22 protein-coding genes are annotated in these 21,417 nt (G+C 70.0%); 11 read left to right on the top strand and 11 right to left on the bottom strand.

Annotated elements, in window-relative coordinates; genetic code table 11:
- The 4 genes from IE226_RS16175 (at position 1) to IE226_RS16160 (ending at position 3,423) form a co-directional block, all read left to right on the top strand.
- Entirely contained in the window at positions 1–918 is a 918-nt protein-coding gene (locus IE226_RS16175) for a F0F1 ATP synthase subunit gamma (protein ID WP_190081933.1), read from the top strand.
- Positions 918–2,360, top strand: a complete 1,443-nt coding sequence (gene atpD, locus IE226_RS16170; protein ID WP_190081932.1) for a F0F1 ATP synthase subunit beta — start codon at positions 918–920, stop codon at positions 2,358–2,360. Before IE226_RS16175 ends, atpD begins: the two co-directional genes overlap by 1 nt.
- Positions 2,361–2,469: 109 nt before the next feature.
- Positions 2,470–2,844 carry a F0F1 ATP synthase subunit epsilon gene (locus tag IE226_RS16165; protein ID WP_160507238.1) on the top strand — a complete coding sequence of 125 codons (375 nt, stop codon included), beginning with the start codon at positions 2,470–2,472 and terminating at the stop codon, positions 2,842–2,844.
- A gap of 129 nt (positions 2,845–2,973) precedes the next feature.
- Complete coding sequence (locus IE226_RS16160) at positions 2,974–3,423, top strand: DUF2550 domain-containing protein (protein ID WP_190081931.1); 450 nt, start codon at positions 2,974–2,976, stop codon at positions 3,421–3,423.
- A 73-nt stretch (positions 3,424–3,496) separates the two neighbouring features.
- Here the strand turns inward: IE226_RS16160 and IE226_RS16155 are convergent, their stop codons facing one another.
- From IE226_RS16155 to IE226_RS16145, 3 genes are all read right to left on the bottom strand, one after another.
- Positions 3,497–5,332, bottom strand: coding sequence for a glycoside hydrolase family 18 chitinase (locus tag IE226_RS16155; RefSeq protein WP_190081930.1), 1,836 nt, complete (start codon positions 5,330–5,332; stop codon positions 3,497–3,499).
- A gap of 192 nt (positions 5,333–5,524) precedes the next feature.
- Entirely contained in the window at positions 5,525–6,181 is a 657-nt protein-coding gene (locus tag IE226_RS16150; RefSeq protein ID WP_190081929.1) for a response regulator, read from the bottom strand.
- Complete coding sequence (locus IE226_RS16145) at positions 6,178–7,392, bottom strand: sensor histidine kinase (RefSeq protein WP_190081928.1); 1,215 nt, start codon at positions 7,390–7,392, stop codon at positions 6,178–6,180. The genes IE226_RS16150 and IE226_RS16145 overlap by 4 nt, the downstream gene beginning before the upstream one ends.
- A gap of 153 nt (positions 7,393–7,545) precedes the next feature.
- Here IE226_RS16145 and IE226_RS16140 point away from each other — a divergent pair, with 153 nt between their 5' ends.
- Positions 7,546–8,118, top strand: coding sequence for a hypothetical protein (locus IE226_RS16140; protein WP_190081927.1), 573 nt, complete (start codon positions 7,546–7,548; stop codon positions 8,116–8,118).
- Here IE226_RS16140 and IE226_RS16135 read toward each other — a convergent pair.
- The 3 genes from IE226_RS16135 to IE226_RS16125 are packed head-to-tail and all read right to left on the bottom strand — an operon-like array spanning position 8,115 to position 10,278.
- Positions 8,115–8,687 (bottom strand): cob(I)yrinic acid a,c-diamide adenosyltransferase, encoded by a 573-nt coding sequence (locus IE226_RS16135; protein ID WP_190081926.1) that lies wholly within the window; start codon positions 8,685–8,687, stop codon positions 8,115–8,117. The genes IE226_RS16140 and IE226_RS16135 overlap by 4 nt on opposite strands.
- Positions 8,688–8,700: 13 nt before the next feature.
- Entirely contained in the window at positions 8,701–9,456 is a 756-nt protein-coding gene (locus IE226_RS16130) for an ABC transporter permease (RefSeq protein WP_190081925.1), read from the bottom strand.
- A 39-nt stretch (positions 9,457–9,495) separates the two neighbouring features.
- A complete protein-coding gene (locus IE226_RS16125) occupies positions 9,496–10,278 on the bottom strand; it encodes an ABC transporter ATP-binding protein (protein ID WP_190081924.1) in 783 nt (260 codons plus the stop codon).
- A gap of 101 nt (positions 10,279–10,379) precedes the next feature.
- On the opposite strand from IE226_RS16125, the gene IE226_RS16120 reads away from it, so the two are divergent.
- The 4 genes from IE226_RS16120 (at position 10,380) to IE226_RS16105 (ending at position 15,251) form a co-directional block, all read left to right on the top strand.
- Complete coding sequence (locus tag IE226_RS16120) at positions 10,380–11,021, top strand: TetR/AcrR family transcriptional regulator (protein WP_190081923.1); 642 nt, start codon at positions 10,380–10,382, stop codon at positions 11,019–11,021.
- Between the two features lie 156 nt (positions 11,022–11,177).
- Entirely contained in the window at positions 11,178–12,026 is an 849-nt protein-coding gene (locus IE226_RS16115; RefSeq protein ID WP_190081922.1) for a 3-hydroxyacyl-CoA dehydrogenase family protein, read from the top strand.
- Between the two features lie 161 nt (positions 12,027–12,187).
- On the top strand, positions 12,188–12,511 hold the full coding sequence (locus IE226_RS16110) for an STAS domain-containing protein (protein WP_160507247.1): 324 nt from the start codon (positions 12,188–12,190) through the stop codon (positions 12,509–12,511).
- A 280-nt stretch (positions 12,512–12,791) separates the two neighbouring features.
- On the top strand, positions 12,792–15,251 hold the full coding sequence (locus tag IE226_RS16105; RefSeq protein ID WP_190081921.1) for an ATP-binding protein: 2,460 nt from the start codon (positions 12,792–12,794) through the stop codon (positions 15,249–15,251).
- A gap of 68 nt (positions 15,252–15,319) precedes the next feature.
- Here IE226_RS16105 and nucS read toward each other — a convergent pair whose 3' ends face one another.
- Positions 15,320–15,991, bottom strand: coding sequence for an endonuclease NucS (gene nucS / locus IE226_RS16100; RefSeq protein WP_190081920.1), 672 nt, complete (start codon positions 15,989–15,991; stop codon positions 15,320–15,322).
- 212 nt (positions 15,992–16,203) lie between these two features.
- Between nucS and IE226_RS16095 the strand changes: the two genes are divergently transcribed.
- Entirely contained in the window at positions 16,204–16,596 is a 393-nt protein-coding gene (locus IE226_RS16095) for an SCO5389 family protein (protein WP_190081919.1), read from the top strand.
- Between the two features lie 69 nt (positions 16,597–16,665).
- Here the strand turns inward: IE226_RS16095 and IE226_RS16090 are convergent, their stop codons facing one another.
- A complete protein-coding gene (locus tag IE226_RS16090; protein ID WP_190081918.1) occupies positions 16,666–17,718 on the bottom strand; it encodes an LLM class flavin-dependent oxidoreductase in 1,053 nt (350 codons plus the stop codon).
- 211 nt (positions 17,719–17,929) lie between these two features.
- Between IE226_RS16090 and IE226_RS16085 the strand changes: the two genes are divergently transcribed.
- Positions 17,930–18,262 carry an Rv1322 family protein gene (locus IE226_RS16085; RefSeq protein WP_190081917.1) on the top strand — a complete coding sequence of 111 codons (333 nt, stop codon included), beginning with the start codon at positions 17,930–17,932 and terminating at the stop codon, positions 18,260–18,262.
- Between the two features lie 4 nt (positions 18,263–18,266).
- Here IE226_RS16085 and IE226_RS16080 read toward each other — a convergent pair whose 3' ends face one another.
- The 3 genes from IE226_RS16080 to IE226_RS16070 form a co-directional block, all read right to left on the bottom strand.
- Complete coding sequence (locus IE226_RS16080) at positions 18,267–19,103, bottom strand: ABC transporter permease (RefSeq protein ID WP_373306976.1); 837 nt, start codon at positions 19,101–19,103, stop codon at positions 18,267–18,269.
- A gap of 122 nt (positions 19,104–19,225) precedes the next feature.
- The gene (locus IE226_RS16075; protein ID WP_190081916.1) at positions 19,226–20,434 is read right to left on the bottom strand and encodes an ABC transporter ATP-binding protein; all 1,209 of its coding nucleotides are present in this window, start codon (positions 20,432–20,434) and stop codon (positions 19,226–19,228) included.
- Between the two features lie 163 nt (positions 20,435–20,597).
- Positions 20,598–21,401: a hypothetical protein gene (locus IE226_RS16070; RefSeq protein WP_190081915.1), complete on the bottom strand. Its 804-nt coding sequence runs from the start codon at positions 21,399–21,401 to the stop codon at positions 20,598–20,600.
- Positions 21,402–21,417 lie beyond the last annotated feature (16 nt).

Below are 21,417 nucleotides of genomic sequence, written 5' to 3'. Positions count from 1 at the left end.
ATGGGAGCCCAGCTCCGGGTCTACAAGCGTCGCATCAAATCCGTCACCGCGACCAAGAAGATCACCAAGGCGATGGAGATGATCGCCGCCTCGCGTGTCGTCAAGGCACAGCGCAAGGTGACCGCCTCCACTCCGTACGCGACCGAGCTCACGCGCGCGGTCACCGCGGTGGCCACGGGTGCCAACGACAAGCACCCGCTGACCACCGAGGCCGAGGCACCGACCCGGGCCGCTGTTCTGCTCCTCTCGAGCGACCGCGGTCTGGCCGGCGCCTTCAACTCCAACGCCATCAAGGCGGCGGAGAAGCTCACCAAGCAGTTGCAGGACGCGGGCAGGGAGGTCGACACGTACATCGTCGGCCGCCGTGGCATCGCGCACTACAACTTCCGTGAGCGGAAGATCGCCGGGCAGTGGACGGGCTTCACGGATGCCCCTTCCTACGCGGACGCCAAGACGATCGCCGCGCCCCTGATCGAGGCCATCGAGACGGACTCGGCCGAGGGCGGCGTGGATGAACTCCACATCGTCTACACCGAGTTCATCTCGATGATGACGCAGGAAGCAGCCGGTGACCGGCTGCTCCCGCTCAGCCTCGACAAGGTCGCGGAAGAGGCGGGCACGACGGACGAGGCCCGCCCGTTGTACGACTTCGAGCCGTCGGCGGAGGACGTTCTTGACGCCCTGCTGCCGCGCTACGTCGAGAGCCGTATCTACAACGCGCTGCTCCAGTCGGCTGCTTCCAAGCACGCCGCCACGCGCCGCGCGATGAAGTCGGCGACCGACAACGCGGGTGACCTGATCAACGCGCTCACCCGTTCTGCCAACGCGGCCCGCCAGGCCGAAATCACCCAGGAAATCAGCGAGATCGTCGGTGGTGCCAGCGCCCTGGCCGACGCTTCTGCGGGGAGTGACAAGTAATGACGACCACTGTTGATACGGCCGTTGCCACGGGCCGCGTCGCCCGGGTGATCGGCCCGGTCGTCGACGTGGAGTTCCCCGTCGACGCGATGCCGGACATCTACAACGCGCTTCACGTCGAGGTGGCCGACCCGGCCAAGGACGGCGAGAAGAAGACGCTGACGCTCGAGGTCGCCCAGCACCTCGGTGACGGCATCATCCGCGCCATCTCGATGCAGCCCACCGACGGTCTGGTCCGCCAGGCCGCGGTGACCGACACGGGTACGGGCATCACCGTCCCCGTCGGTGACATCACCAAGGGCAAGGTGTTCAACACCCTCGGCGCGATCCTGAACCACCCCGAGGCCGAGGCCGACGTCACCGAGCGCTGGCCGATCCACCGCAAGGCCCCGGCCTTCGACCAGCTCGAGTCCAAGACCGAGATGTTCGAGACCGGCCTGAAGGTCGTCGACCTTCTCACCCCGTACGTCAAGGGTGGAAAGATCGGTCTGTTCGGTGGTGCGGGCGTCGGCAAGACCGTCCTCATCCAGGAAATGATCATGCGTGTGGCCAAGCTGCACGAGGGCGTTTCCGTGTTCGCCGGTGTCGGCGAGCGCACCCGTGAGGGCAACGACCTCATCGACGAGATGGAAGAGTCGGGCGTTCTGGACAAGACCGCCCTGGTCTTCGGCCAGATGGACGAGCCGCCGGGCACGCGTCTGCGTGTCGCCCTGGCCGGTCTGACCATGGCGGAGTACTTCCGCGATGTGCAGAAGCAGGACGTGCTGTTCTTCATCGACAACATCTTCCGCTTCACGCAGGCCGGTTCCGAGGTCTCGACCCTGCTCGGCCGTATGCCCTCCGCGGTGGGCTACCAGCCGAACCTGGCCGACGAGATGGGCCTCCTCCAGGAGCGCATCACCTCGACGCGTGGTCACTCGATCACCTCGATGCAGGCGATCTACGTCCCCGCGGACGACCTGACCGACCCGGCCCCGGCCACCACGTTCGCCCACCTCGACGCGACGACGGTTCTCTCCCGTCCGATCTCCGAGAAGGGCATCTACCCGGCCGTGGACCCGCTGGACTCCACGTCCCGCATCCTGGACCCGCGCTACATCGCGCAGGACCACTACGACGCCGCCATGCGCGTCAAGGGAATCCTGCAGAAGTACAAGGACCTCCAGGACATCATCGCGATTCTCGGCATCGACGAGCTCAGCGAGGAGGACAAGCTGGTCGTCCAGCGTGCCCGCCGCGTCGAGCGCTTCCTGTCGCAGAACACCCACGCGGCCAAGCAGTTCACCGGCCTGGACGGTTCGGACGTACCGCTCGACGAGTCGATCGCCGCGTTCAACTCGATCATCGACGGTGAGTACGACCACTTCCCCGAGCAGGCGTTCTTCATGTGCGGTGGCATCGAGGACCTCAAGGCGAAGGCCAAGGAGCTCGGCGTCTCCTGAGTCCGTGACTCACGGGAGGGGTGGGCGAGTCCCACCCCTCCTGATACGCCCACTAGAATTTGACCCAACACCCGGCGAAGCCGCCGGGTGGTGACCCGAGGAGCCACCCTTGGCTGCTGAGCTGCATGTCGAGCTGGTCGCCGCGGACCGCAGTGTCTGGTCCGGCGAGGCCACCCTGGTCGTCGCGCGCACCACGTCCGGCGACATCGGCGTCATGCCCGGTCACCAGCCGCTGCTCGGTGTGCTGGAGTCGGGCCCGGTGACCATTCGTACGAGTGACGGCAACACTGTCGTCGCTGCCGTCCACGGAGGATTCATCTCCTTCGCGGACAACAAGCTGTCGCTGCTTGCTGAGATCGTCGAGCTGTCGGACGAGATCGATGTACAGCGTGCGGAGCGGGCGCTCGAGCGCGCGAAGTCGGAGGCCGACGCCTCCGCCGAGCGTCGCGCGGACGTCCGACTGCGGGCGGTTTCGTCGCGCTGAAACCGGCGCGACGGCGTTGACGTGACTCAGCCGCGGCCAGGTCCGGAGTAATCCGGACCGGGTCGCGGCTGAGGCAATGCGGGTGCAATTCTGTTGGTCCGTTTCGAAGAGGCGAGGAGGTCGGTGCCGATGATCCTCACTCTGCTCGTGTGCGGACTCGTGTTGGTCGTTCTGGTGTTGGTGGGGCTCTTCGTCTTCGGACTGCGCCGCCGGCTCATCCAGCGCTCCGGCGGCACCTTCGATTGCAGTCTGCGCTGGAACGCCCCGGAGAAGGGCGAGACCTCCGGCAAGGGCTGGGGGTACGGGGTCGCCCGCTACAACGGCGACCGCATCGAGTGGTACCGCGTCTTCTCGTACGCTCCCCGCCCCCGGCGGACCCTGGAGCGTTCGGCCATCGAGGTCGTCGACCGGCGCGCGCCGGACGGCGAGGAGGAACTCGCGCTGCTCTCCGACGCGATCGTCCTCGGCTGTCTGCACCGCGGCGTCCGCCTGGAGCTGGCGATGGGCGAGGACGCGCTCACCGGTTTCCTGGCGTGGCTGGAGGCGGCGCCTCCGGGCCAGCGGGTCAACGTGGCGTAGATACCCGAAGGCATGAAGAAGCCGGGGAGAACAGGGGGCGTACCTGTTCTCCCCGGCTTCGTCTCGGGGTGGGTTACTTCAGACCGTCATTGATGGCGGACACCAACTCGCCGTTGGTGGTGTCACCGCTGAACTCCCAGAAGAACGCGCCTCCCAGGCCCTGCTGCTTCGACCAGGCCATCTTGCTCTTGACCGTGGCGGGGGTGTCGTACGACCACCAGTTGGTGCCGCAGTGGGCGTAGGCCGTGCCGGCGATGGTGCCGTTGGCGGGGCAGGAGTTCTTCAGGACCTTGTAGTCCTCGATGCCCGCTTCGTACGTGCCCTGTGCGGCGCCGGTCGCCGTGCCGCCCGGCTCCTTCTGCGTGACGCCGGTCCAGCCGCGGCCGTAGAAGCCGATGCCGAGCAGGAGCTTGGCGGCGGGAACGCCCTTCGCCTTCAGCTTCGTGATCGCGTCGGCGGAGTTGAAGCCCTCCTGCGGGATGCCGGGGTAGGAGGTGAGCGGGGAGTGCGGGGCCGTCGGGCCCTTGGCCGCCCAGCCGCCGAAGAAGTCGTACGTCATCACGTTGTACCAGTCGGCGTACTGCGAGGCGCCGCCGTAGTCGGCCGCGTCGATCTTGCCGCCGCTCGATCCGTCGGCGGTGATCGCGGCGGTGACCAGGGCGTCCTTGCCGAACTCGGTGCGGAACGCCTGCATCATGTTCTTCATCGAGGCGGGGCCGCTGGTGTCACAGGTCAGGCCGCAGGCGTTGGGGTACTCCCAGTCCAGGTCGATGCCGTCGAAGACGTCGGCCCAGCGCGGGTCCTCCACCAGGTCGTGGCAGGACTTGGCGAAGGCCGCCGGGTTCTTCATCGCGTCGGTGAAGCCGCCGGACCAGGTCCAGCCGCCGAAGGACCACAGGACCTTGAGGTTCGGGTGCTTGGCCTTGAGCTTGCGCAGCTGGTTGAAGTTGCCGCGCAGCGGCTGGTCCCAGGTGTCGGCCTTGCCGTCGACGGACTGGTCGGCGGTGTAGGCCTTGTCGTAGTCGGCGTAGGCGTCGCCGATCGTGCACTTGCCGCCCTGGACGTTGCCGAAGGCGTAGTTGATGTGCGTGATCTTGGAGGCGGAGGCCGAGGTGTCGATGTTCTTCACGTGGTAGTTGCGGCCGTAGACGCCCCACTGGGTGAAGTAGCCGAGCTTGACCTTGTCACCCGGGCCGGGGCCGGGGTCGGTGTCGCCCGTGGTGCGCACCTTGACGGCGCCGGAGGCCGGTCCGGTCTGGTCCGCGGTGTCGCGGGCCTGGACCGTGTACGAGTAGTCGGTGCCGGCGGTGAGGCCGCTGTCGGCGTACGTGGTGCCGGTGACCGTCGCGACCTTGGCGCCGTCGCGCAGGACGTCGTAGTTCTTGACGCCCTTGTCGTCGGTGGCGGCCTTCCAGGAGAGCTTCGCCGAGGTGTTGGTGATGTCGGACGCGGTGGGGGTGCCCGGGGCCGACGGGGGGTTGTCGCCGGGGACGCTGCCGCCGTCACAACTGGCGCCGTTGAGCGTGCAGTTGGACGGTGAGCCGGGGCCCGAGCCGTTGAAGCCGAAGGAGACCGAGGCGCCGGGGGCGAGCGTCCCGTTCCAGCCGAGGTTCTTGGCGGTCCAGCGGTTGCCGGAATTGGTGACGGTGGCGTCCCAGGCGGACGTCACCTTGGTGCCGGAGGGGAAGTCCCACTCGACGTTCCAGGAGCTTATGGAGGTGGTTCCGGTGTTCTTGACGGTCCACTTGCCCTCGAAGCCGTTGCCCCAGTCCTGGGTCTTGGCGTAGGTGGCGGTGGCCGCGGGGGCGGCTTCCGGCGCGGCTTCGGCGGGAGCGCCGAGTGCGACCAGGGTGGCGAGCGGGAGCAGCAGGGTGGTGAAGCCTGCCACGGCTCTGTGTCTGAAGCGCAAGGTGCGCAAGGTGTGCTCCTCGGGTGAGATCCGGGGGTCATAGGGGGTGGATCCCTGCGCCGCCCGTGAGCACCTGGAACACGTGGGGGGAGTGCTCACCGCAGTGCGGTGAGAATAGAAAGGTCTGGACCAGCGGTCAAGAGGTCTGAACCATTGGCCGGATCGAACCGGTCCGGTGCACCGGCCCGGGCGTCACACGCCCAACTCCTGAGCGAGGACCGCGGCTTGCACCCTGCTGCGCAGTTCGAGCTTGCCGAGCAGTCGGCTGACGTGGGTCTTCACCGTCGCCTCCGCCATGGTCAGACGGACCGCGATCTCGGCGTTCGACAGTCCTTCGCCGAGGCACGCGAGCACCTCGCGCTCGCGCCGGGTGAGGGTGTCGAGGATGGCGGGATCGGGTCCGTTCTCGCGGCGCACCGTCCTCATGGTCCGCGGGGCGGCGAACTCCGCGATGAGCCGCCGGGTGACGGCCGGGGCGATCAGACCCTCGCCGCGGCCGACCGTACGGACCGCCTCCAGGAGGTCCTTGGCCTCGGTGTTCTTCAGGAGGAACCCCGACGCGCCCGCGCGCAGTGCCCCGAAGACGTACTCGTCGAGGTCGAAGGTGGTCAGGACGAGCACGTCCGAGAGCCCGTCGGCGACGACCTGACGGGTCGCCGAGACCCCGTCGAGGCGTGGCATCTGGATGTCCATGAGCACCAGATCCGGGCGCAGTTCACGGGCGAGCGCCACCGCCTGCTCACCGTCCGACGCCTCGCCGACCACCTCGATGTCCGGCGCGCTGCGCAGGATCAGGACGAGCCCGGCCCGTACGGCGGACTGGTCCTCGGCGACGAGCACTCGGATCATTCGGTCACTCCTTCGTCGATGGGGTCGAGGTCCGAGGGGGCGACGGGCAGGGTCGCGTGTACGTTCCACACCTTCCCGTCGCCGGAGTCGGCGCTGCCCTCGGGCCCCGAGTCGAAGGTGCCGCCGAGCAGTTCGGTGCGCTCGCGCATGCCGACGAGGCCGGCTCCGGAGCCCGGTGCGCGGGGGCCCGCCGGAGAACCGTACGGGCTGCTCACGCGCACTTCGAGGGCGCGCCGCCGTTGAGTGAGCGTCACCGTCACCGGGCCGGGCGATGCGTGCTTCAGCGCGTTGGTCAGGGACTCCTGGATGATGCGGTACGCCGCGAGCTCGACCGGGGCGGGGAGCTTGGAGCTGTCCGGGGAGCGGGTGTCGTCCAGGGTGACGTCCAGACCATTGGTGCGCGCGTTGCCGATCAGGGCGCCGAGGCCGTCCAGGGTGGGTGAGGCCGTCGGCGCCCCGTCGTCGCTGGGGTCGCGGAGGATCCCGATGAGGCGGCGCATCTCGGCGAGTCCCTCGACGCTGTTCTCGCGGATGACGGAGAGCGCGTCCTTGGTGGTCTTCGGGTCGTCGAGGGAGAGCGCGGCCGTGGAGTGGATGGCGATCGCCGAGAGGTGATTGGCGACCATGTCGTGCAGTTCGCGGGCCATGCGGGCGCGCTCGGCGGTGATCGCCTGCACGCGGTCCATCTCGGCGAGCAGCGCGGTCTGTTCGGCCCGCAGGCGGGCGGTGCCCGCGGCCTCGCGGTGGGTGCGCACGAGGACGCCGGTGGTCGCGGGGGCGAAGGAGACCAGGGCCGTGACGACACCGATGAGGACGGCCTCCGGCTCGCGCAGCCAGGCGAGGAAGCCGATCGTCACCGCCACCGTGATCAGCCCGGTGGTGACGGGAATGCGCCGGGCGGCGGCCGGAGTCCCGTACACCACGGCCGCGTACATGATGTCCGTGAACATCATGACCGACGCCAGATTGCCCGCGGTGAACTGATCGGCGACCAGGGCGATGGTGCCGATGACCAGCGCGGTCTGCGGTCTGCTCCGGCGCAGCAGTTCGAGTCCGGCGAGGACGAAGAGGGGGACCAGGGCCCAGGTGGCGCCGAGCGGCCGGTCCGCCTGCATGTGAAGGCCGAGCCCCCACAGCGCGAGCCCGGCGAGCACGCTGCACACGGCGATCTGTACGTCGACGCGGTGCGGGCGGGGGAGGGGCAGGGCCATGCGTCCATCCAACACGGCGCGCCGGGGCAGTGCGTGATCCGGAAGGAGGAACCGCGCGCTACATCGAAGGATGCAGTGTCACTTCGTCACTGGCGACGATGATCCGGGACCGGTCCGCGGGGAGCCTGGAAAGGTGACCGAGAGGAGCGAACCGTGATCGTCACGCTGATCATCATCTGCGAGGTCGGATTCTGGGTACTGCTGGCCGGCGGCCTCGCCCTGCGGTACGCGGCGAAGATGCCGCGCGCGAGCGTCGCGGTGCTGCTGTGCGAGCCGCTTCTGGAGGTCGTGCTCTTCGTCGTCACCGCGATCGACCTGAAGAACGGCGCGGAGCCGGACTGGAAGCACGGCCTGGCCGCCGTCTACATCGGCTACTCCATCGCGCTCGGCCACTACACGATCAAGTGGGTGGACGTCCGCGTCGCCCACCGGTTCGCGGGCGGTCCGCCGCCCGTCAAGCTCTACGGCATGGCCCGCGCGATCGACGAGTGGAAGATAGCCGCCCGCTGGATCCTCGCCGGTCTGATCGCGATGGCGCTGCTGCAGGGGGCGGCCTGGTACGTGGGCGACGACGGCGACACCGACTCACTGCGGATGTGGCAGCAGAGGATGCTGTGGCTGATCGGCATCAACGTGATCATCGCGGCGACCTACACGGTCTTCCCGAAGAAGGCGCCGGCGGTGCGGGACGGCGAGGAGAGGCCGAGCTCCCTGAGCAAGCTCTAGCGCTCGCCGCCCGGCACCCACAGCACGTCGCCGACCTCCTTGTTCGCCGAACGAGCCAGGATGAACAGGAGGTCGGACAGCCGGTTCAGGTACGTCGCCGTCAGCGGATTCATGACGTCACCGTGCACCTCGAAGGCCGCCCACGTGGACCGCTCCGCCCGCCGCACCACTGTGCACGCCTGATGCAGCAGCGCCGCGCCCGGCGTGCCGCCCGGAAGGATGAAGCTGCGGAGCTTCTCGAGGTCGTCGAGGAAGCGGTCGCAGTCCGCCTCCAGCTTGTCGATGTAGGACTGCTCGACGCGCAGCGGCGGGTACTTCGGGTCCTCCACGACCGGCGTGGACAGGTCGGCGCCCACGTCGAAGAGGTCGTTCTGGACCCGGACCAGGACCTTCACGACCGCTTCGTCGAGCTGTCCGAGCGCGATCGCGGTGCCGATCGCGGCGTTGGCCTCGTTGGCGTCGGCGTACGCGGAGATCCGCAGATCGGTCTTGGCGGTGCGGCTCATGTCGCCGAGGGCGGTCGTGCCCTGGTCGCCGGTCCTGGTGTAGATGCGCGTCAGATTGACCATGGGGCCAGCCTAGTTACGCGCCCGCCCTGCGGAAGACACGTGTGCCGACCGTCACGGCCACGAGGGTGAGCGCGGCGGCCATCAGGACGCCGTACAGCATGGCCGTACTCGCGTACTCGCCCACGTAGGCGGCGCGCACCGCGTCCACGAGATAGCGAAACGGCATGAAGTGCGAGAGCACGTCGAGCCAGCCCGGCGCGAGCGCCATCGGCAGCATCAGGCCGGAGAGCAGCATCGAGGGCATGCTGACCGCGTTGATGACGGGGCCGAACTCGTGCGGCTTGGAGACGAGCAGGGCGAGCGCGTACGAGAGCGACGCGAGGACGACGGTGAGGACGCCCACGAACGCGAAGCCGATGAGGATGCCGGCGAGCGGCGCCCGCAGCCCCATCGCCACGGCCGCGAGGACGAGCAGCACCGCCTGGAAGACGAAGAGCGCCGCATCGCGCAGCACCCGCCCGAGCAGCAGCGCGAGCCGGCTGACCGGCGTCACCCGCATCCGCTCGACCACGCCGAACTGCTTCTCGATGATGATCGCGAACCCGCTGTACGAGGCCCCGAACAGGCCGAGTTGGAGCAGCAGTCCCGGCACGAGCACCTGCCAGGAGTCACCGCGCGAGCCGAGCGGCAGGTCGGTCAGGAGCGGGCCGAAGAAGAGCAGGTAGAGCAGCGGCATCAGGACGCCGAAGAGGATCTGGAACTTGGAGCGCAGGGTCTGGCGGGCGTACCGCCCGAAGATCAGCGCGGTGTCGGAGAGAAACGCAGACATGGGTGAGGTCCTGGGGGTGGGGGTGGGAGAGGTGCGGGGTCAGACGGCGACCGGCGCCGTGTCCTCGGGGGCGAGGTCGCGGCCGGTGACGGCGAGGAAGGTGTCCTGGAGAGAGGCGTCGATCGAGCCGCCGTAGCGGAGCTTGAGCGCGCTCGGCGTGCCCTCGGCGACCACGACGCCCTTGTCGATGACGACGAGGCGGTCGCAGAGCGCGTCGGCCTCGTCGAGGTAGTGGGTGGTCAGGACGACGGTGGTGCCGTGGTCGTCGCGCAGCCGCCGCACGAGCGCCCACAGGTCGGCCCTGCTGCCCGGGTCGAGCCCGGTGGTCGGTTCGTCGAGGAAGAGCACCTCGGGCCGGTGCATCAGGCCCATGGCGACGTCGAGCCGCCGCCGCTGGCCGCCGGAGAGGGTCGCGCACTTGTGGTCGAGGAGGTCGGAGAGGTCCAGGTCCGCGGCGAGCTCCCGCGCCCTGGCTTCGGCCCGAGGCTTCGTCAGGCGGTACAGGCGGCCCTGGGTGACCAGCTCCTCGCGTACGGAGACGTTGGGGTCGACGCCGCCGGACTGGGCGACGTACCCGATCTTGCGCCGAACGGCGGCCGGGTCGCGGGCCAGGTCGGTGCCCGCGACGGTGGCGGCGCCGCCGGTGGGCGGCAGGAGCGTGGTGAGCATGCGCAGCGTCGTCGTCTTGCCCGCGCCGTTCGGTCCGAGGAAGCCGAGGATCTCGCCGGGGGCGACGGTCAGGTCGATGCCGCGCACGGCCTCGACGGTGCCGCGTTTGGTCCGGAAGGTCCGGGTGAGTCCGGCCGTGCTGATGATTGCCATGGCGCCCACAAAAACAGAGTCGCTTAAATTTTGCAATGCCACCAAGTTTTGGGCTCACTCAAGTTTTCAGTCGCCCTAGCCAGTGGTCGTAGGGTGGGGGCATGGCTGAAGGACTCAGGGAGCGCAAGAAGCGGCAGACCAAGCAGCGGATCTCGGACGTCGCGACGGGGCTCTTCCTGGAGCGCGGCTTCGTCACGGTGACCGTCGCGGAGGTCGCGGAAGCCGCGGACGTCTCCGTGAACACGGTCTACAACTACTTCCCGGTCAAGGAGGACCTCTTCCTCGACCGGGGCGAGGCCGTCGTCGACCGGCTCTCCGGGTACGTGCGCGGCCGCCGGCCGGGGGAGTCCGCGGCCGGAGCCGTCCTGCGCGCGCTGCGCGCGGACGTCGAGGGCGTCTCGCCGCACGTCGGGCTGTTCCCGGGCTGGGCCGACTTCATGAAGGTCATCACCGAGGCGCATGCCCTGCGCTCCCGGCTCTGGGAGATCCAGCAGCAGGCGCTCGGACAGCTCACGAAGACCCTCGCCGAGGAGGCGGGGGCCGACGAGGGCGACCCCATGCCCGGCCTGATCGCGGGTCAGCTCTCCTGGATCCACGGCACGCTCATGGCCTGGATCGGCGACGAGATGACCAAGCGCCGCAAGCCCGCGGAAGTGTCGCGCGACGCGCTCGTCCTGCTCGACGAGATGGAGGGCCTGCTCGGCGAGAAGGTCCTCAACTACGCGGTACGGGGCGATGGATGACCCGTGTGACGCGTACCGGTGTGATGTCCGTCATCTGAGACGTGACGCGCGTCTCTTCACGGCCACAGGCGCGCTCACGACCGCTAACGTGCGCCGAAGAGGCAAACGTAAACAGCGTGTAAGCCAGGCGTGATAAGCGGTAGGGGAGTCGGAACAGTGGCACGGAAGCTCGCCGTCATCGGTGCCGGACTCATGGGGTCCGGTATCGCTCAGGTCTCCGCCCAGGCGGGCTGGGACGTCGTTCTGCGCGACGTCACCGATGAGGCCCTGACCCGTGGCACCGACGGGATCAAGGCGTCGTACGACAAGTTCGTGAGCAAGGGCAAGCTCGCCGCCGAGGACGCCGAGGCGGCGCTCGGGCGCATCACGACGAGCACCGACATGGACGCCGTCGCTGACGCGGACATCGTCGTCGAGGCCGTCTTCGAGAAGCTCGAGGTCAAGCACGAGATCTTCCGTACGCTCGACAAGATCGTGCGCGACGACGCCGTGCTCGCTTCGAACACCTCTGCCATTCCGATCACGAAGATCGCCGCCGTGACGGACCGTCCGGAACGGGTCGTGGGCGCGCACTTCTTCTCGCCGGTGCCGATGATGCAGCTGTGCGAACTCGTGCGCGGCTACAAGACCAGTGACGAAACCCTCGCCCGTACAAGGGAGTTCGCCGAGTCCGTCGGCAAGACCTGCATCGTCGTGAACCGCGACGTCGCCGGCTTTGTGACGACCCGTCTGATCTCGGCGCTCGTCGTCGAGGCCGCGAAGCTCTACGAGTCGGGCGTCGCCACCGCCGAGGACATCGACATCGCCTGCAAGCTCGGCTTCGGGCACGCCATGGGACCGCTCGCGACCGCCGACCTGACGGGCGTCGACATCCTGCTGCACGCCACGAGCAACATCTACACGGAGTCCCAGGACGAGAAGTTCGCGCCGCCCGAGCTGATGCGCCGGATGGTTGACGCCGGTGACATCGGGCGCAAGAGCGGGCAGGGCTTCTACAAGCACTGACGTCCCTCCTCCTTTGCGGGGTCACCCCTCGGAGTGAATTCGGTATCGGTTCGCTTACAGACGGCAACTTCCTTGCCCATGCGGCAGTCAGTTGCAGTGACATACGCAGACGGCTTACGGAACAGACGTCACAGGAAACTCAGCACTCTCGGGGAGCGCATATGCACATCAGGGGCGACCAGGCCCAGCTGGTCGTCGGGGGACGCCTCGACGTACGCAGCGCGGCGGACGCCCGAACGGTCCTGCACTCGGCCGTCGACGACGGCGCCGGTGACCTGGTGCTCGACCTGTCCGAACTCGACTCGTGGGACGCCACGGGACTCGGCGTCATCATGGGCGCGCACCGGCGCGCGGGACGATGCGGACGCCGGCTCGTGCTGCGCAGTGTGCCGCCGCAGATGCAGCGCCTGCTCGTCGCCACCCGACTGCACCGGATTCTCGCCATCGAGGGTGGCATTGGGGTGGAATCACTGCCCCGCGTGTGATTCCGGAGAGTTCCCGGATCGATTCCGGCGAGCTCCCGGCGAGCTTCCGGAGAGCTTTTGGAGTGCGACGCGTCACACGCACAATCCTCACGAAGCTGTGACGTCTCGGACGGCGCGGTACCCCGCCCGTTCGGAGATACTGGCGAAGGTCTAGGGTTCGGACGCCCACCGTCATGACGAAGACAGACGCCCGAGCGGGGGCACCGGACCAGAAGCGACAGCGCAGTGTGCACAAGGCCGGAGGGGGCTGTGTACACGACGCATCTGGGGGGCTTTGACCATGGACCCGATGAACCGGGGACCGGAAGAGTACGGCCAGGACGACATCAACGACGACGACTCCGCGCGTTCCGCACGGCCGCCGCGCGATCCGCTGACACCCGACTTCGGGCAGCCCGCGCCCACGCTGGCCCGCACCGTCCAGCTCGTGTCGGGCGACTTCCTGCTCACCGTGAACCCCGTCGACGGCAGCGAGATCGAACCCTGCCCGCCGGGCGAGCGGCCCGCACGCCCCGTCAAGCGCACCGCGGCCGAGCGTGCCGAGCTGCGCCGCGCTTCGGCGCCGCCCGTGCCGCCGGGACCCGCCCTCCCCCGGATGCCGCTGCTCGAGCGGCAGGAGGAGCGCGAGCGGCTCGTGCGCCTGCTCGCACGCGGGCGCTCGGTACGGCTCACAGGCCCCGCGGGCTCCGGGCGCACGTCGCTCCTGAACGCCGTCGCCGAGGACTGCGCCGACCTCGCACCGGACGGCGTCATCCGGCTCTCCGGCTATCACAAGACGCCCGGCGAACTGCTCCAGGACCTCTTCAACGTGGTCTACAACGCCCCGCTGCACCGCCCCGACCGCGCCCTGCTGCTCGAACTCGTCCACGAGATCGGCGCGGTCGTCGTCCTGGACGACCTGGAGTTCGGCGCGGCGGCCCTGGAGGAGCTGCTCGACGCCACTCCCGAGTGCGCCTTCCTGCTCTCCGCCACCCCCGACGTCACGGCGCCGTCACCCGACTCGCACCTTGAAGAGGTCTTCCTCGGCGGCCTCGGCCGCGGCGGCAGCCTGGAACTCCTGGAGCGCGCCGTCGGCCGCGTCCTCACGGACGACGAGGCGGGCTGGGCGGGCGACCTCTGGTTTGAGTCGGAGGGGCTGCCCCTGCGCTTCGTCCAGGCGGGCGCCCTGCTGCGCCAGCGCGACCAGCTGCGCGCCGACCCGAACGCCTTCGACGAGTACGGCTACTACGCCGACGCCCCGGTCGACGCGCCCTTCGGCGCCGAGGACCACGACGTACCGCTTCCCTCGCTCGCCGACGGGGCGGCGCCCGTGGCGCTGCTCGCCTCCCGGCTGAGCCCCTCGGCGCGCACCACGCTCCGGTTCGCCGTCGCGCTCGGCGGAGAGCTGCCGCACCAGGCGCATCTGCCCGCCCTCGTGGGCGACACCCACGCGGACGCGGCCCTCTCCGAACTGGTCTCCGCCGCGCTCGTCACCGCGGTCGGCTCGCACTACCGGCTGGCCGCCGGGGTGCGCACCCAGCTCGAGGCCTCCGGGTACGCCGACGACACCGCCGAGCGCGCCCAGAGCGCCGCCCAGCACTACGCCTGGTGGGCAGGGCACCCCTCGGTCGGCCCGGAGCGGGTCGTGGCCGAGGCGGACGCCGTCCTCGCCGCGCTCGGCGTCCTGGTCGCGGGCCAGGACAGCGCCGCCGTGCTGCTCGCCCGTACGGCCGCTCCGGCCTTCGCGGGCGGGCTCGACTGGGGCGCCTGGGAGCGTGCCCTGCGGTCGGGCCAGGAGGCGGCGCGGACCGCGGGCGAGGTCGCCGAGGAGGCGTACTTCCACCACGAGCTCGGCATCCTCGCGCTCTGCGGCGGACAGCTCGACCGGGCCCGCGCCGAGCTTGAGGCGTCCATCGGCCTGCGCGGCGCGCTCGCCGACAAGCGGGGCATGATCGCGGGCCGCAGGGCGCTCGCCCTGGTCGCCGACCGCTCGGGCGGCGTGCTGTCCGGCGCGAGCCCGGCGGCGGGCGAAGAGCTGCCCGAAGCCCGGCACGAGGAGTCGGCCTCACCGCCCGGCGGCGTGCCGGCGGCGTTCGCGCTGCCCGCACCGCCCCCCGAGCCCGAGACCCTGGTCACCCGCAACGCCTCGCCCGCCGCGGGAGCGGGCCCGGCACCGACCCGCCGCTCCATCGTCAGCGGCACCCGGCGCAACCTCGTGGCGGCGGGCGCGGGAGCCCTCCTCGCCGCAGTGCTCGGCACCGTCGTGACCCTCGGCGCGACGTCCGACAACAACGACAACCCGCCCGACAAGGTCAAGACGGAGCAGTCGGCGAGCGAGGACCAGGACGACGACGGCCTGACCGCCGACAAGCCCGCGCAGGACTCGACGAGCCGCCCGGACGACGACGGCGCGGACAACATCCCCGGTACGGCGGACGACGGAACGCCCGGCGGGAGCGGCGAACCGACCGGCGAGCCGAGCGACAGCGGCAAGCCGTCCGACGACACCTCGGACAAGCCGTCCGACAAGCCGACGACGAAGCCGCCGACCACGAAGCCGCCCACGACCAAGCCGCCGACCACGAAACCGCCGACGACCAAGCCGCCCACGACGAAGCCGCCGACGACCCCTCCGCCGACGACCACGGATCCGACGCCGGACCCGCCGTCCTCCCCGGACACGTCGGACTCGGCCGGCGGACCCGCGAGCAGCAGCGCGATGAGCAGCCCGGCGACGAGCGAGAGCGCGTCGACGATCTGACGTGCACAAGTGTGAGGGGGCCGGGTCCACCAGGACCCGGCCCCCTCACCCGTACAACTCCCGGATTCTCAGAACAGCCGCAGCTTGTCGTCCTCGATGCCGCGCAGCGCGTTGTAGTCCAGGACCGTGCAGCCGATGCCACGGTCCGTGGCGAGCACGCGGGCCTGCGGCTTGATCTCCTGGGCGGCGAAGATGCCCTTGACGGGGGCCAGGTGCGGGTCGCGGTTCAACAGCTCGAGGTAGCGGGTGAGTTGCTCGACGCCGTCGATCTCGCCGCGCCGCTTGATCTCCACCGCGACGGTCTGCCCGTCGGCGTCGCGGCAGAGGATGTCCACCGGGCCGATCGCCGTCATGTACTCGCGCCGGATCAGTGAGTAGCCCTCGCCGAGCGTCTCGATCCGGTCGGCGAGCAGCTCCTGGAGATGTGCTTCCACGCCGTCCTTGATGAGGCCCGGATCGACGCCCAGTTCGTGCGAGGAGTCGTGCAGGATCTCTTCCATCGTGATGATGAGCTTCTCGCCCCCCTTGTTCACGACGGTCCAGACACCCTCGTCGTCCCCCGTCCCCTCCTTCAAGGTGCAGGGCGGGGACATCCAGTTGAGGGGTTTGTAGGCCCGGTCGTCCGCGTGGATCGAGACACTGCCGTCCGCCTTCACAAGGATCAGGCGGGGGGCCGACGGGAGATGGGCTGTGAGCCTGCCCGCGTAATCCACGGAGCATCGGGCAATGACGAGACGCATGGGGCGCAACGCTACTCGACCCCGGAGGGTGCGCGCGATTCCTCCGTCGATACCCCTGTTCGATCCTGGCCGGTTATGTTCCCAATCTCCTGGTGCAGCGCGGATCCGATGCTTAACGTATAAGCAGGAGGTCGTCGTGCGTGCACGCTGCGTGTGCGGGCTCCTTCCCTGTCCGTGAGCCCCCGCTCCCCGGGGGCGCGAGAGGAGAACCCATGTCGCTCGACGTCTCACCGGCGCTGTTGGAACAGGCCGAGCGAGGCGAGGTCGATGAAGCGGAATTCGTCGACTGCGTCCGGACCTCCCTGCCTTATGCATGGGAGATGATCAGCTCCCTGGTGGCTCAGCTGAAGGTCGACGGCGGCGAGTTCGCCGACAACCAGACGCCGCCTCCGAACGAGCAGGCACGCGGCCAGCTCCTGCGGGCGCTGGCGAGTGACGCGATTCGCGGCGCTCTTCAGCGCCACTTCGGAGTGCGTCTCGCATTCCAGAACTGCCACCGCGTGGCCGTGTTCCCGCTGGACTCGTCCGTGGACGACCGGCTCGCCCGGTTCACCTCGATCCGCGGCCAGTTGCTCAACCAGTCGCCCACGTTGCGGGACTGCTGACTCCTTGTGCTGCCGCTCCGTACGCGGGAGGTGTTCTAGTACCGGAGCGGCAGCTCCCCGCCCAGCGGATCAGCCGAGCTGGGGCAGCACTTCGGCGCCCAGCCTCCGGACGTTCTCCTCGGTCGTCGCCAGATCCCCCGAGCCCTCGACGAGCAGCGCGAAGCGAGTGATCCCCGTGCGCTCCGAGGTCGCCGCGATGCGATCGGCGCAGAGCTGCGGAGTGCCCACCGGATGCAGTCCGCAGAGCAGCTCGGTGTACGCGAGCGGGTCCCGCATCGTTCGCGCACGGCCGTCGACCGTGACATGAGCCTCCAGGCCCTCCTTGAGCCACCCCGGCATCGCCTTCTGCAGCGTCTCGGCCGCGTCCAGGCGCCGGTCCGCGATCTGGGCGACCCCGGCGGAGACGTGTGCGGCCCAGTGGACTTCTTCCGGCGTACGCCCCACGGCGCGTGCGTGCCTCCGCCACAACGCCACCATTTCGGCCTTCTCCTCGTCGCCGACGTGCATGCCGAGCAGCATCGGCAGACCGCGTTCCGCCGCGAGCCGCACGCTGGCCGGCGACGTACAGGCGACGATCACCTCGGGCTCGCCGGCCGTCTCCCCGGCATCCTCGGCCGAGCCGGTCAGCGCCTCCTGCGGCCGCGGCACCACGGCGACCTCACGGAAGGAGAAACGATCCGCGTCGCTCGCGACCCGGGGCTCGCGCAGCCACCGCAGCAGCAGGTCGAGTGATTCCGGGAAGCCCTTCTCGTACGCGTCGAGGCCGGCCCCGAAGACCTCCAGGTCCACCCAGGGGCCGCCGCGCCCGACCCCCAGCGAGAAGCGTCCGCCGGACGTCAGGTGCAGCAGCGCCGCCTGCTCGCCCAGGGCGACCGGATGCACGGTCGGCAGGACACTCACGGCGGTGCCGACGCGGATGCGCCGCGTACGCCCGAGAAGGAGCGCGGCGAGGGTCACGGCGGACGGACACGTGCCGTACGGCACGAAGTGGTGTTCGGCGAGCCAGACCGAGTCCAGACCCGCCTCCTCGGCCACCTCGGCGGACCGCACCGCACGGTGCAGCGCTTCTCCCTGCCCCTGTCCGGGGAACTGGGCGGCCAGAACAAAACTACCTACACGCATCGCACTTCCTGCCTCCTTGGCGCCGACGCAGGCACTCCCCCTACGGGCAACAACGCATGACACGTGCCAAAGGCACGGCTTGGCATGAAGATTGACGGATTTTCTGCGAAATGCAGGGGGGATCTGTGGGGGTTCGTACGGTGCGCCTACCCCCGCGGGCTCCGCGTAGGCTGGACGCACCCCGACTCCCGTACATCCCGTGAGGTGTCTCGTGTCCCCGCGTCGCAACCGCCCGAAGGGCGCCGGAGAATACGGCCCTCGCACGGAAGCGGAACCCTCGGGCCGCTACGGCGGCTTCCAGTCCACCGAGAGCTGGCAGGGCGAGCAGTGGAGCCTGCGCCATGTCGCGGGCGCGAGCGCGGCCGGCAAGACCTACCGCTGCCCCGGCTGCGACCAGGAGATCCCGTCCGGCGTCGCACACGTGGTGGCCTGGCCCGAGCACTCGGGAGTGGAGATGCGCAGACACTGGCACAAGGCCTGCTGGAACGCGAAGGACCGCCGCACCACGCGGGTGCAGCGGTCCCGTAACGCGCCGAGGTACTGAGCCGCTAGACGTCGCGCTTCTCCAGAAGGGCGAAGGCGCCGGCGATCGCGGCCACCGTCACGCCGACGAGCAGGAGCAACTGCGAGGTGCCGCCGCCCTCGCCGTCCATCTCGAAGATCTTGGCGAGCGAGTTGATGGCGTTGTAGTCCATCATCTTCTCGCCGAGCGGGCGCGTGCCCTCGGAGATCATCAGGAACACGGGCAGGATCGCGGGCACCAGGACCACGCCGAGCATCGCGGTGATCGCACCCGCCGAGTGGCGCAGCATCGATCCTGCGGCGAGCGCGAGGACGCCCAGGAGCGAGACATAGAGCCCGCCCTTGAGGACCGTGCCCGACCAGTCGACGTCGCCCGCCTCGGGGCCGCTGTGCATCCCCGACGTCATCAGGCCCACCAGCAGGATGGAGCCCGCGGAGACGACGAAGGCGATCACGAAGAAGATCAGGATCTTGGCGGCGAGCACGCGGTAGCGCTGCGGGGATGCCGTGAACGTCGTACGGATCATGCCCGTGCCGTACTCGGACGAGGTCACCAGGACGCCGAGCGTGATCAGGCAGATCTGGCCGAGCACGAGACCGAAGAACGCCGGGATCGTGAACGGCACGTCCGCGTAGTCCCTGTCCTGCGTCTGTCCGGCCACGAGCAGGCCGATGCCGACGACCAGGAGGAAGAAGACGCCGAGGGTCCACATCGTCGAGCGGACCGACTTGATCTTCGTCCACTCGGAGGCGAGGGCGTTGCCGAGGTGGGTCTTCCTGACCGGGATCGGCGAGGTGTAGGCGTTGTTCATCGCCTGCTGCCACGCGGAGGGCGGTGCGGGGGCGGCCGGCGGGGGAGCCATCGGGGCACCGCCCGGCGGCACAGGGCCACCCTGCGGGACGGGGGCGCCCTGCGGCGCGGGTGCGTATGCCTGCGGAGGTGCCTGCTGGGGCTGCGCCTGCGGCTGGGGAGTCGGAGGCGTGGTCATCGGGGGTCCTCGCTGTCTCGCTTGGTCATGTCGGGAGCGGGGGCGGAGGCGGGCGCCTGCGGGGGTGCGGCCGCGTACGGGTTCGGGGTGCCCGGCGGGGGGCCCTGCGGCGCGCCAGGGGCCCCCGGCGCTCCCTGCGGCGCTCCCTGCGGCATCGCGAACGGCTGGCCGCCCTGCTGGGGCGGCGGCGGTGCGTACCACCCCGGCTGGCCCTGTCCCGGCACCGGCATCTGCTGCTGCGGCATCGCGCCCGGCGGCAGCTGCTGCTGGAGGCCCGCGCGCTGGTCGACGGTCGAGCGGTAGTCGACGGCGCCCTGCGTCATCCGCATGTACGCCTCTTCCAGCGAGGCCTGGTGCGGGGAGAGCTCCCAGACGCGGACGTCCGCGTCGTGCGCGAGGTCGCTGATGCGGGGGAGCGGAAGGCCGGTCACGCGCAGCGCGCCGTCCTGCTCGGGCATGACCTGGCCGCCGGCCTCGCTCAGCGCGGCGGACAGCTTCTCGCGCTGCTGCACATCGCCTTCCGGCGTACGCACCCGGGCGAAGTCGGCGGAGTTGTGCGAGATGAAGTCCTTGACGCTCATGTCCGCGAGCAGCTGACCCCGGCCGATCACGATCAGGTGCTCGGCGGTGAGGGCCATCTCGCTCATGAGGTGCGAGGAGACGAAGACCGTACGGCCCTCGGCGGCGAGCGACTTCATCAGGTTCCTCACCCAGAGGATGCCCTCGGGGTCGAGGCCGTTGACCGGCTCGTCGAAGAGCAGCACCTGCGGGTCGCCGAGGAGCGCCGCCGCGATGCCGAGCCGCTGGCCCATGCCGAGGGAGAAGCCCTTCGAGCGCTTCTTCGCCACTTCCTGGAGGCCCACGACGCCGAGCACCTCGTCGACCCGGCGGGCCGGGATGCCGGAGAGCTGCGCGAGGCACAGGAGGTGGTTGCGCGCGTGCCGGCCGCCGTGCACCGCCTTGGCGTCGAGCAGGGCGCCGACCTGGCGGGGGGCGTTGGGGAGCTTGCGGTACGGGTAGCCGCCGATCGTCACCTGGCCCGTGGTGGGTTGGTCGAGCCCGAGGATCATGCGCATGGTCGTCGACTTGCCGGAGCCGTTCGGGCCCAGGAAGCCGGTGACCGTGCCGGGCCGCACCTGAAAGGAAAGGTTGTACACGGCTGTCTTGGCGCCGTAGCGCTTCGTCAGGCCGACTGCCTCGATCATTCTCCGCACCCATCGAATGGTTCAGGACGTCGGGGCACACGCCCCCGTAAGGGTTAGGAGGATAACGGGGAGCTGACGGTTCCGGCCAAAGCCAAGTGCTGCATCTTTTCGGGGGGTGACCCGGGGCTCCGGGCATCCGTCAGAGCCCGGCCGCTCCACCTGCTTACGGCAGCAGGCCCGGCCGCCGCAGGACCCAGCTCTCCTCGCCGAAGATCCGGGTCCCGGATTCGCGCACCGCACGGTCGGCGGCGGCCTTGCGCACCCAGCTCGCGGGATCGGGGCCGAGCAGCTCCCGCAGGCGCGGTGACCCCGCCAGCAGCGAGGCGAGCAGCGTGGCCTGGTGGCCGCCGCCGCGCCGGGGCTCTCCGGCGCCGGAAACCGTGAGGACGCCGCGCGCGCTGACGTAGAGGAACGCGCCGCCGAGCGGTTCTCCGGACGGCAGGGTCATGGCGAAGTCGTCGCCCGGCAGGAGCACCCGCCGGTAGTTGGGGAACTCCGTCTCGTCGACCGCCCCGAACTGATCCTCGTCGAGCCAGCTCACGACGAGGGTGGTCTCGGCCGCCGGGTCGTCGCGGTAAGGCGCCGCCGCCACGTACCCGGCCCGCCCGATGTGCGCCGAGCAGCCCACGGCGATACCGCGCACCCGCACCGGGACCATCGGCACGGCGGCGGGGATGCCGCGCCGGACCAGCTTGTACGCGACCTGGGCGGGGGAGGCGTTCGACCCGACGGCGATGACGGGGTGCCTGCGGCCGACGGGCGCCAGGCCCCGCTCGCCGAGCACGGCGTCGAGCGCCTGCCCCGCCACGGTCCACCGCCCGAGCGGCAGCGGACGCACACCGAGGGGGAGCAGCTCGTCGCCGGTCAGGAGGGCGGGCCAGGGAGCGGGGCGACCGGGATAGGCCAGCGGTTGCAGCGCGGGCACGACGTCGAGGCCGAGCGAGACGAGACTCCGGCCCCGCGCCATACCTGCCTCCCCGCGA

The sequence above is a fragment of the Streptomyces longisporoflavus genome (genome assembly GCF_014649775.1).
Classification (GTDB): Bacteria; Actinomycetota; Actinomycetes; order Streptomycetales; family Streptomycetaceae; genus Streptomyces; species Streptomyces longisporoflavus.
The sequence above is the reverse complement of the archived record's forward strand: the minus strand, read 5'-3'. Positions and strand labels throughout refer to the sequence as shown.

What these genes read in the sequence shown, in the direction of transcription:
- IE226_RS16175 (WP_190081933.1), top strand. Translation starts at nt 1, where the DNA reads ATGGGAGCCCAGCTCCGGGTCTACAAGCGTCGCATCAAATCCGTCACC.
- atpD (WP_190081932.1), top strand. Translation starts at nt 918, where the DNA reads ATGACGACCACTGTTGATACGGCCGTTGCCACGGGCCGCGTCGCCCGG.
- IE226_RS16160 (WP_190081931.1), top strand. Translation starts at nt 2,974, where the DNA reads ATGATCCTCACTCTGCTCGTGTGCGGACTCGTGTTGGTCGTTCTGGTG.
- IE226_RS16150 (WP_190081929.1), bottom strand. Translation starts at nt 6,181, where the DNA reads ATGATCCGAGTGCTCGTCGCCGAGGACCAGTCCGCCGTACGGGCCGGG.
- IE226_RS16145 (WP_190081928.1), bottom strand. Translation starts at nt 7,392, where the DNA reads ATGGCCCTGCCCCTCCCCCGCCCGCACCGCGTCGACGTACAGATCGCC.
- IE226_RS16135 (WP_190081926.1), bottom strand. Translation starts at nt 8,687, where the DNA reads ATGGTCAATCTGACGCGCATCTACACCAGGACCGGCGACCAGGGCACG.
- IE226_RS16130 (WP_190081925.1), bottom strand. Translation starts at nt 9,456, where the DNA reads ATGTCTGCGTTTCTCTCCGACACCGCGCTGATCTTCGGGCGGTACGCC.
- IE226_RS16125 (WP_190081924.1), bottom strand. Translation starts at nt 10,278, where the DNA reads ATGGCAATCATCAGCACGGCCGGACTCACCCGGACCTTCCGGACCAAA.
- IE226_RS16120 (WP_190081923.1), top strand. Translation starts at nt 10,380, where the DNA reads ATGGCTGAAGGACTCAGGGAGCGCAAGAAGCGGCAGACCAAGCAGCGG.
- IE226_RS16110 (WP_160507247.1), top strand. Translation starts at nt 12,188, where the DNA reads ATGCACATCAGGGGCGACCAGGCCCAGCTGGTCGTCGGGGGACGCCTC.
- IE226_RS16105 (WP_190081921.1), top strand. Translation starts at nt 12,792, where the DNA reads ATGGACCCGATGAACCGGGGACCGGAAGAGTACGGCCAGGACGACATC.
- nucS (WP_190081920.1), bottom strand. Translation starts at nt 15,991, where the DNA reads ATGCGTCTCGTCATTGCCCGATGCTCCGTGGATTACGCGGGCAGGCTC.
- IE226_RS16095 (WP_190081919.1), top strand. Translation starts at nt 16,204, where the DNA reads ATGTCGCTCGACGTCTCACCGGCGCTGTTGGAACAGGCCGAGCGAGGC.
- IE226_RS16090 (WP_190081918.1), bottom strand. Translation starts at nt 17,718, where the DNA reads ATGCGTGTAGGTAGTTTTGTTCTGGCCGCCCAGTTCCCCGGACAGGGG.
- IE226_RS16080 (WP_373306976.1), bottom strand. Translation starts at nt 19,103, where the DNA reads ATGGCTCCCCCGCCGGCCGCCCCCGCACCGCCCTCCGCGTGGCAGCAG.
- IE226_RS16075 (WP_190081916.1), bottom strand. Translation starts at nt 20,434, where the DNA reads ATGATCGAGGCAGTCGGCCTGACGAAGCGCTACGGCGCCAAGACAGCC.
- IE226_RS16070 (WP_190081915.1), bottom strand. Translation starts at nt 21,401, where the DNA reads ATGGCGCGGGGCCGGAGTCTCGTCTCGCTCGGCCTCGACGTCGTGCCC.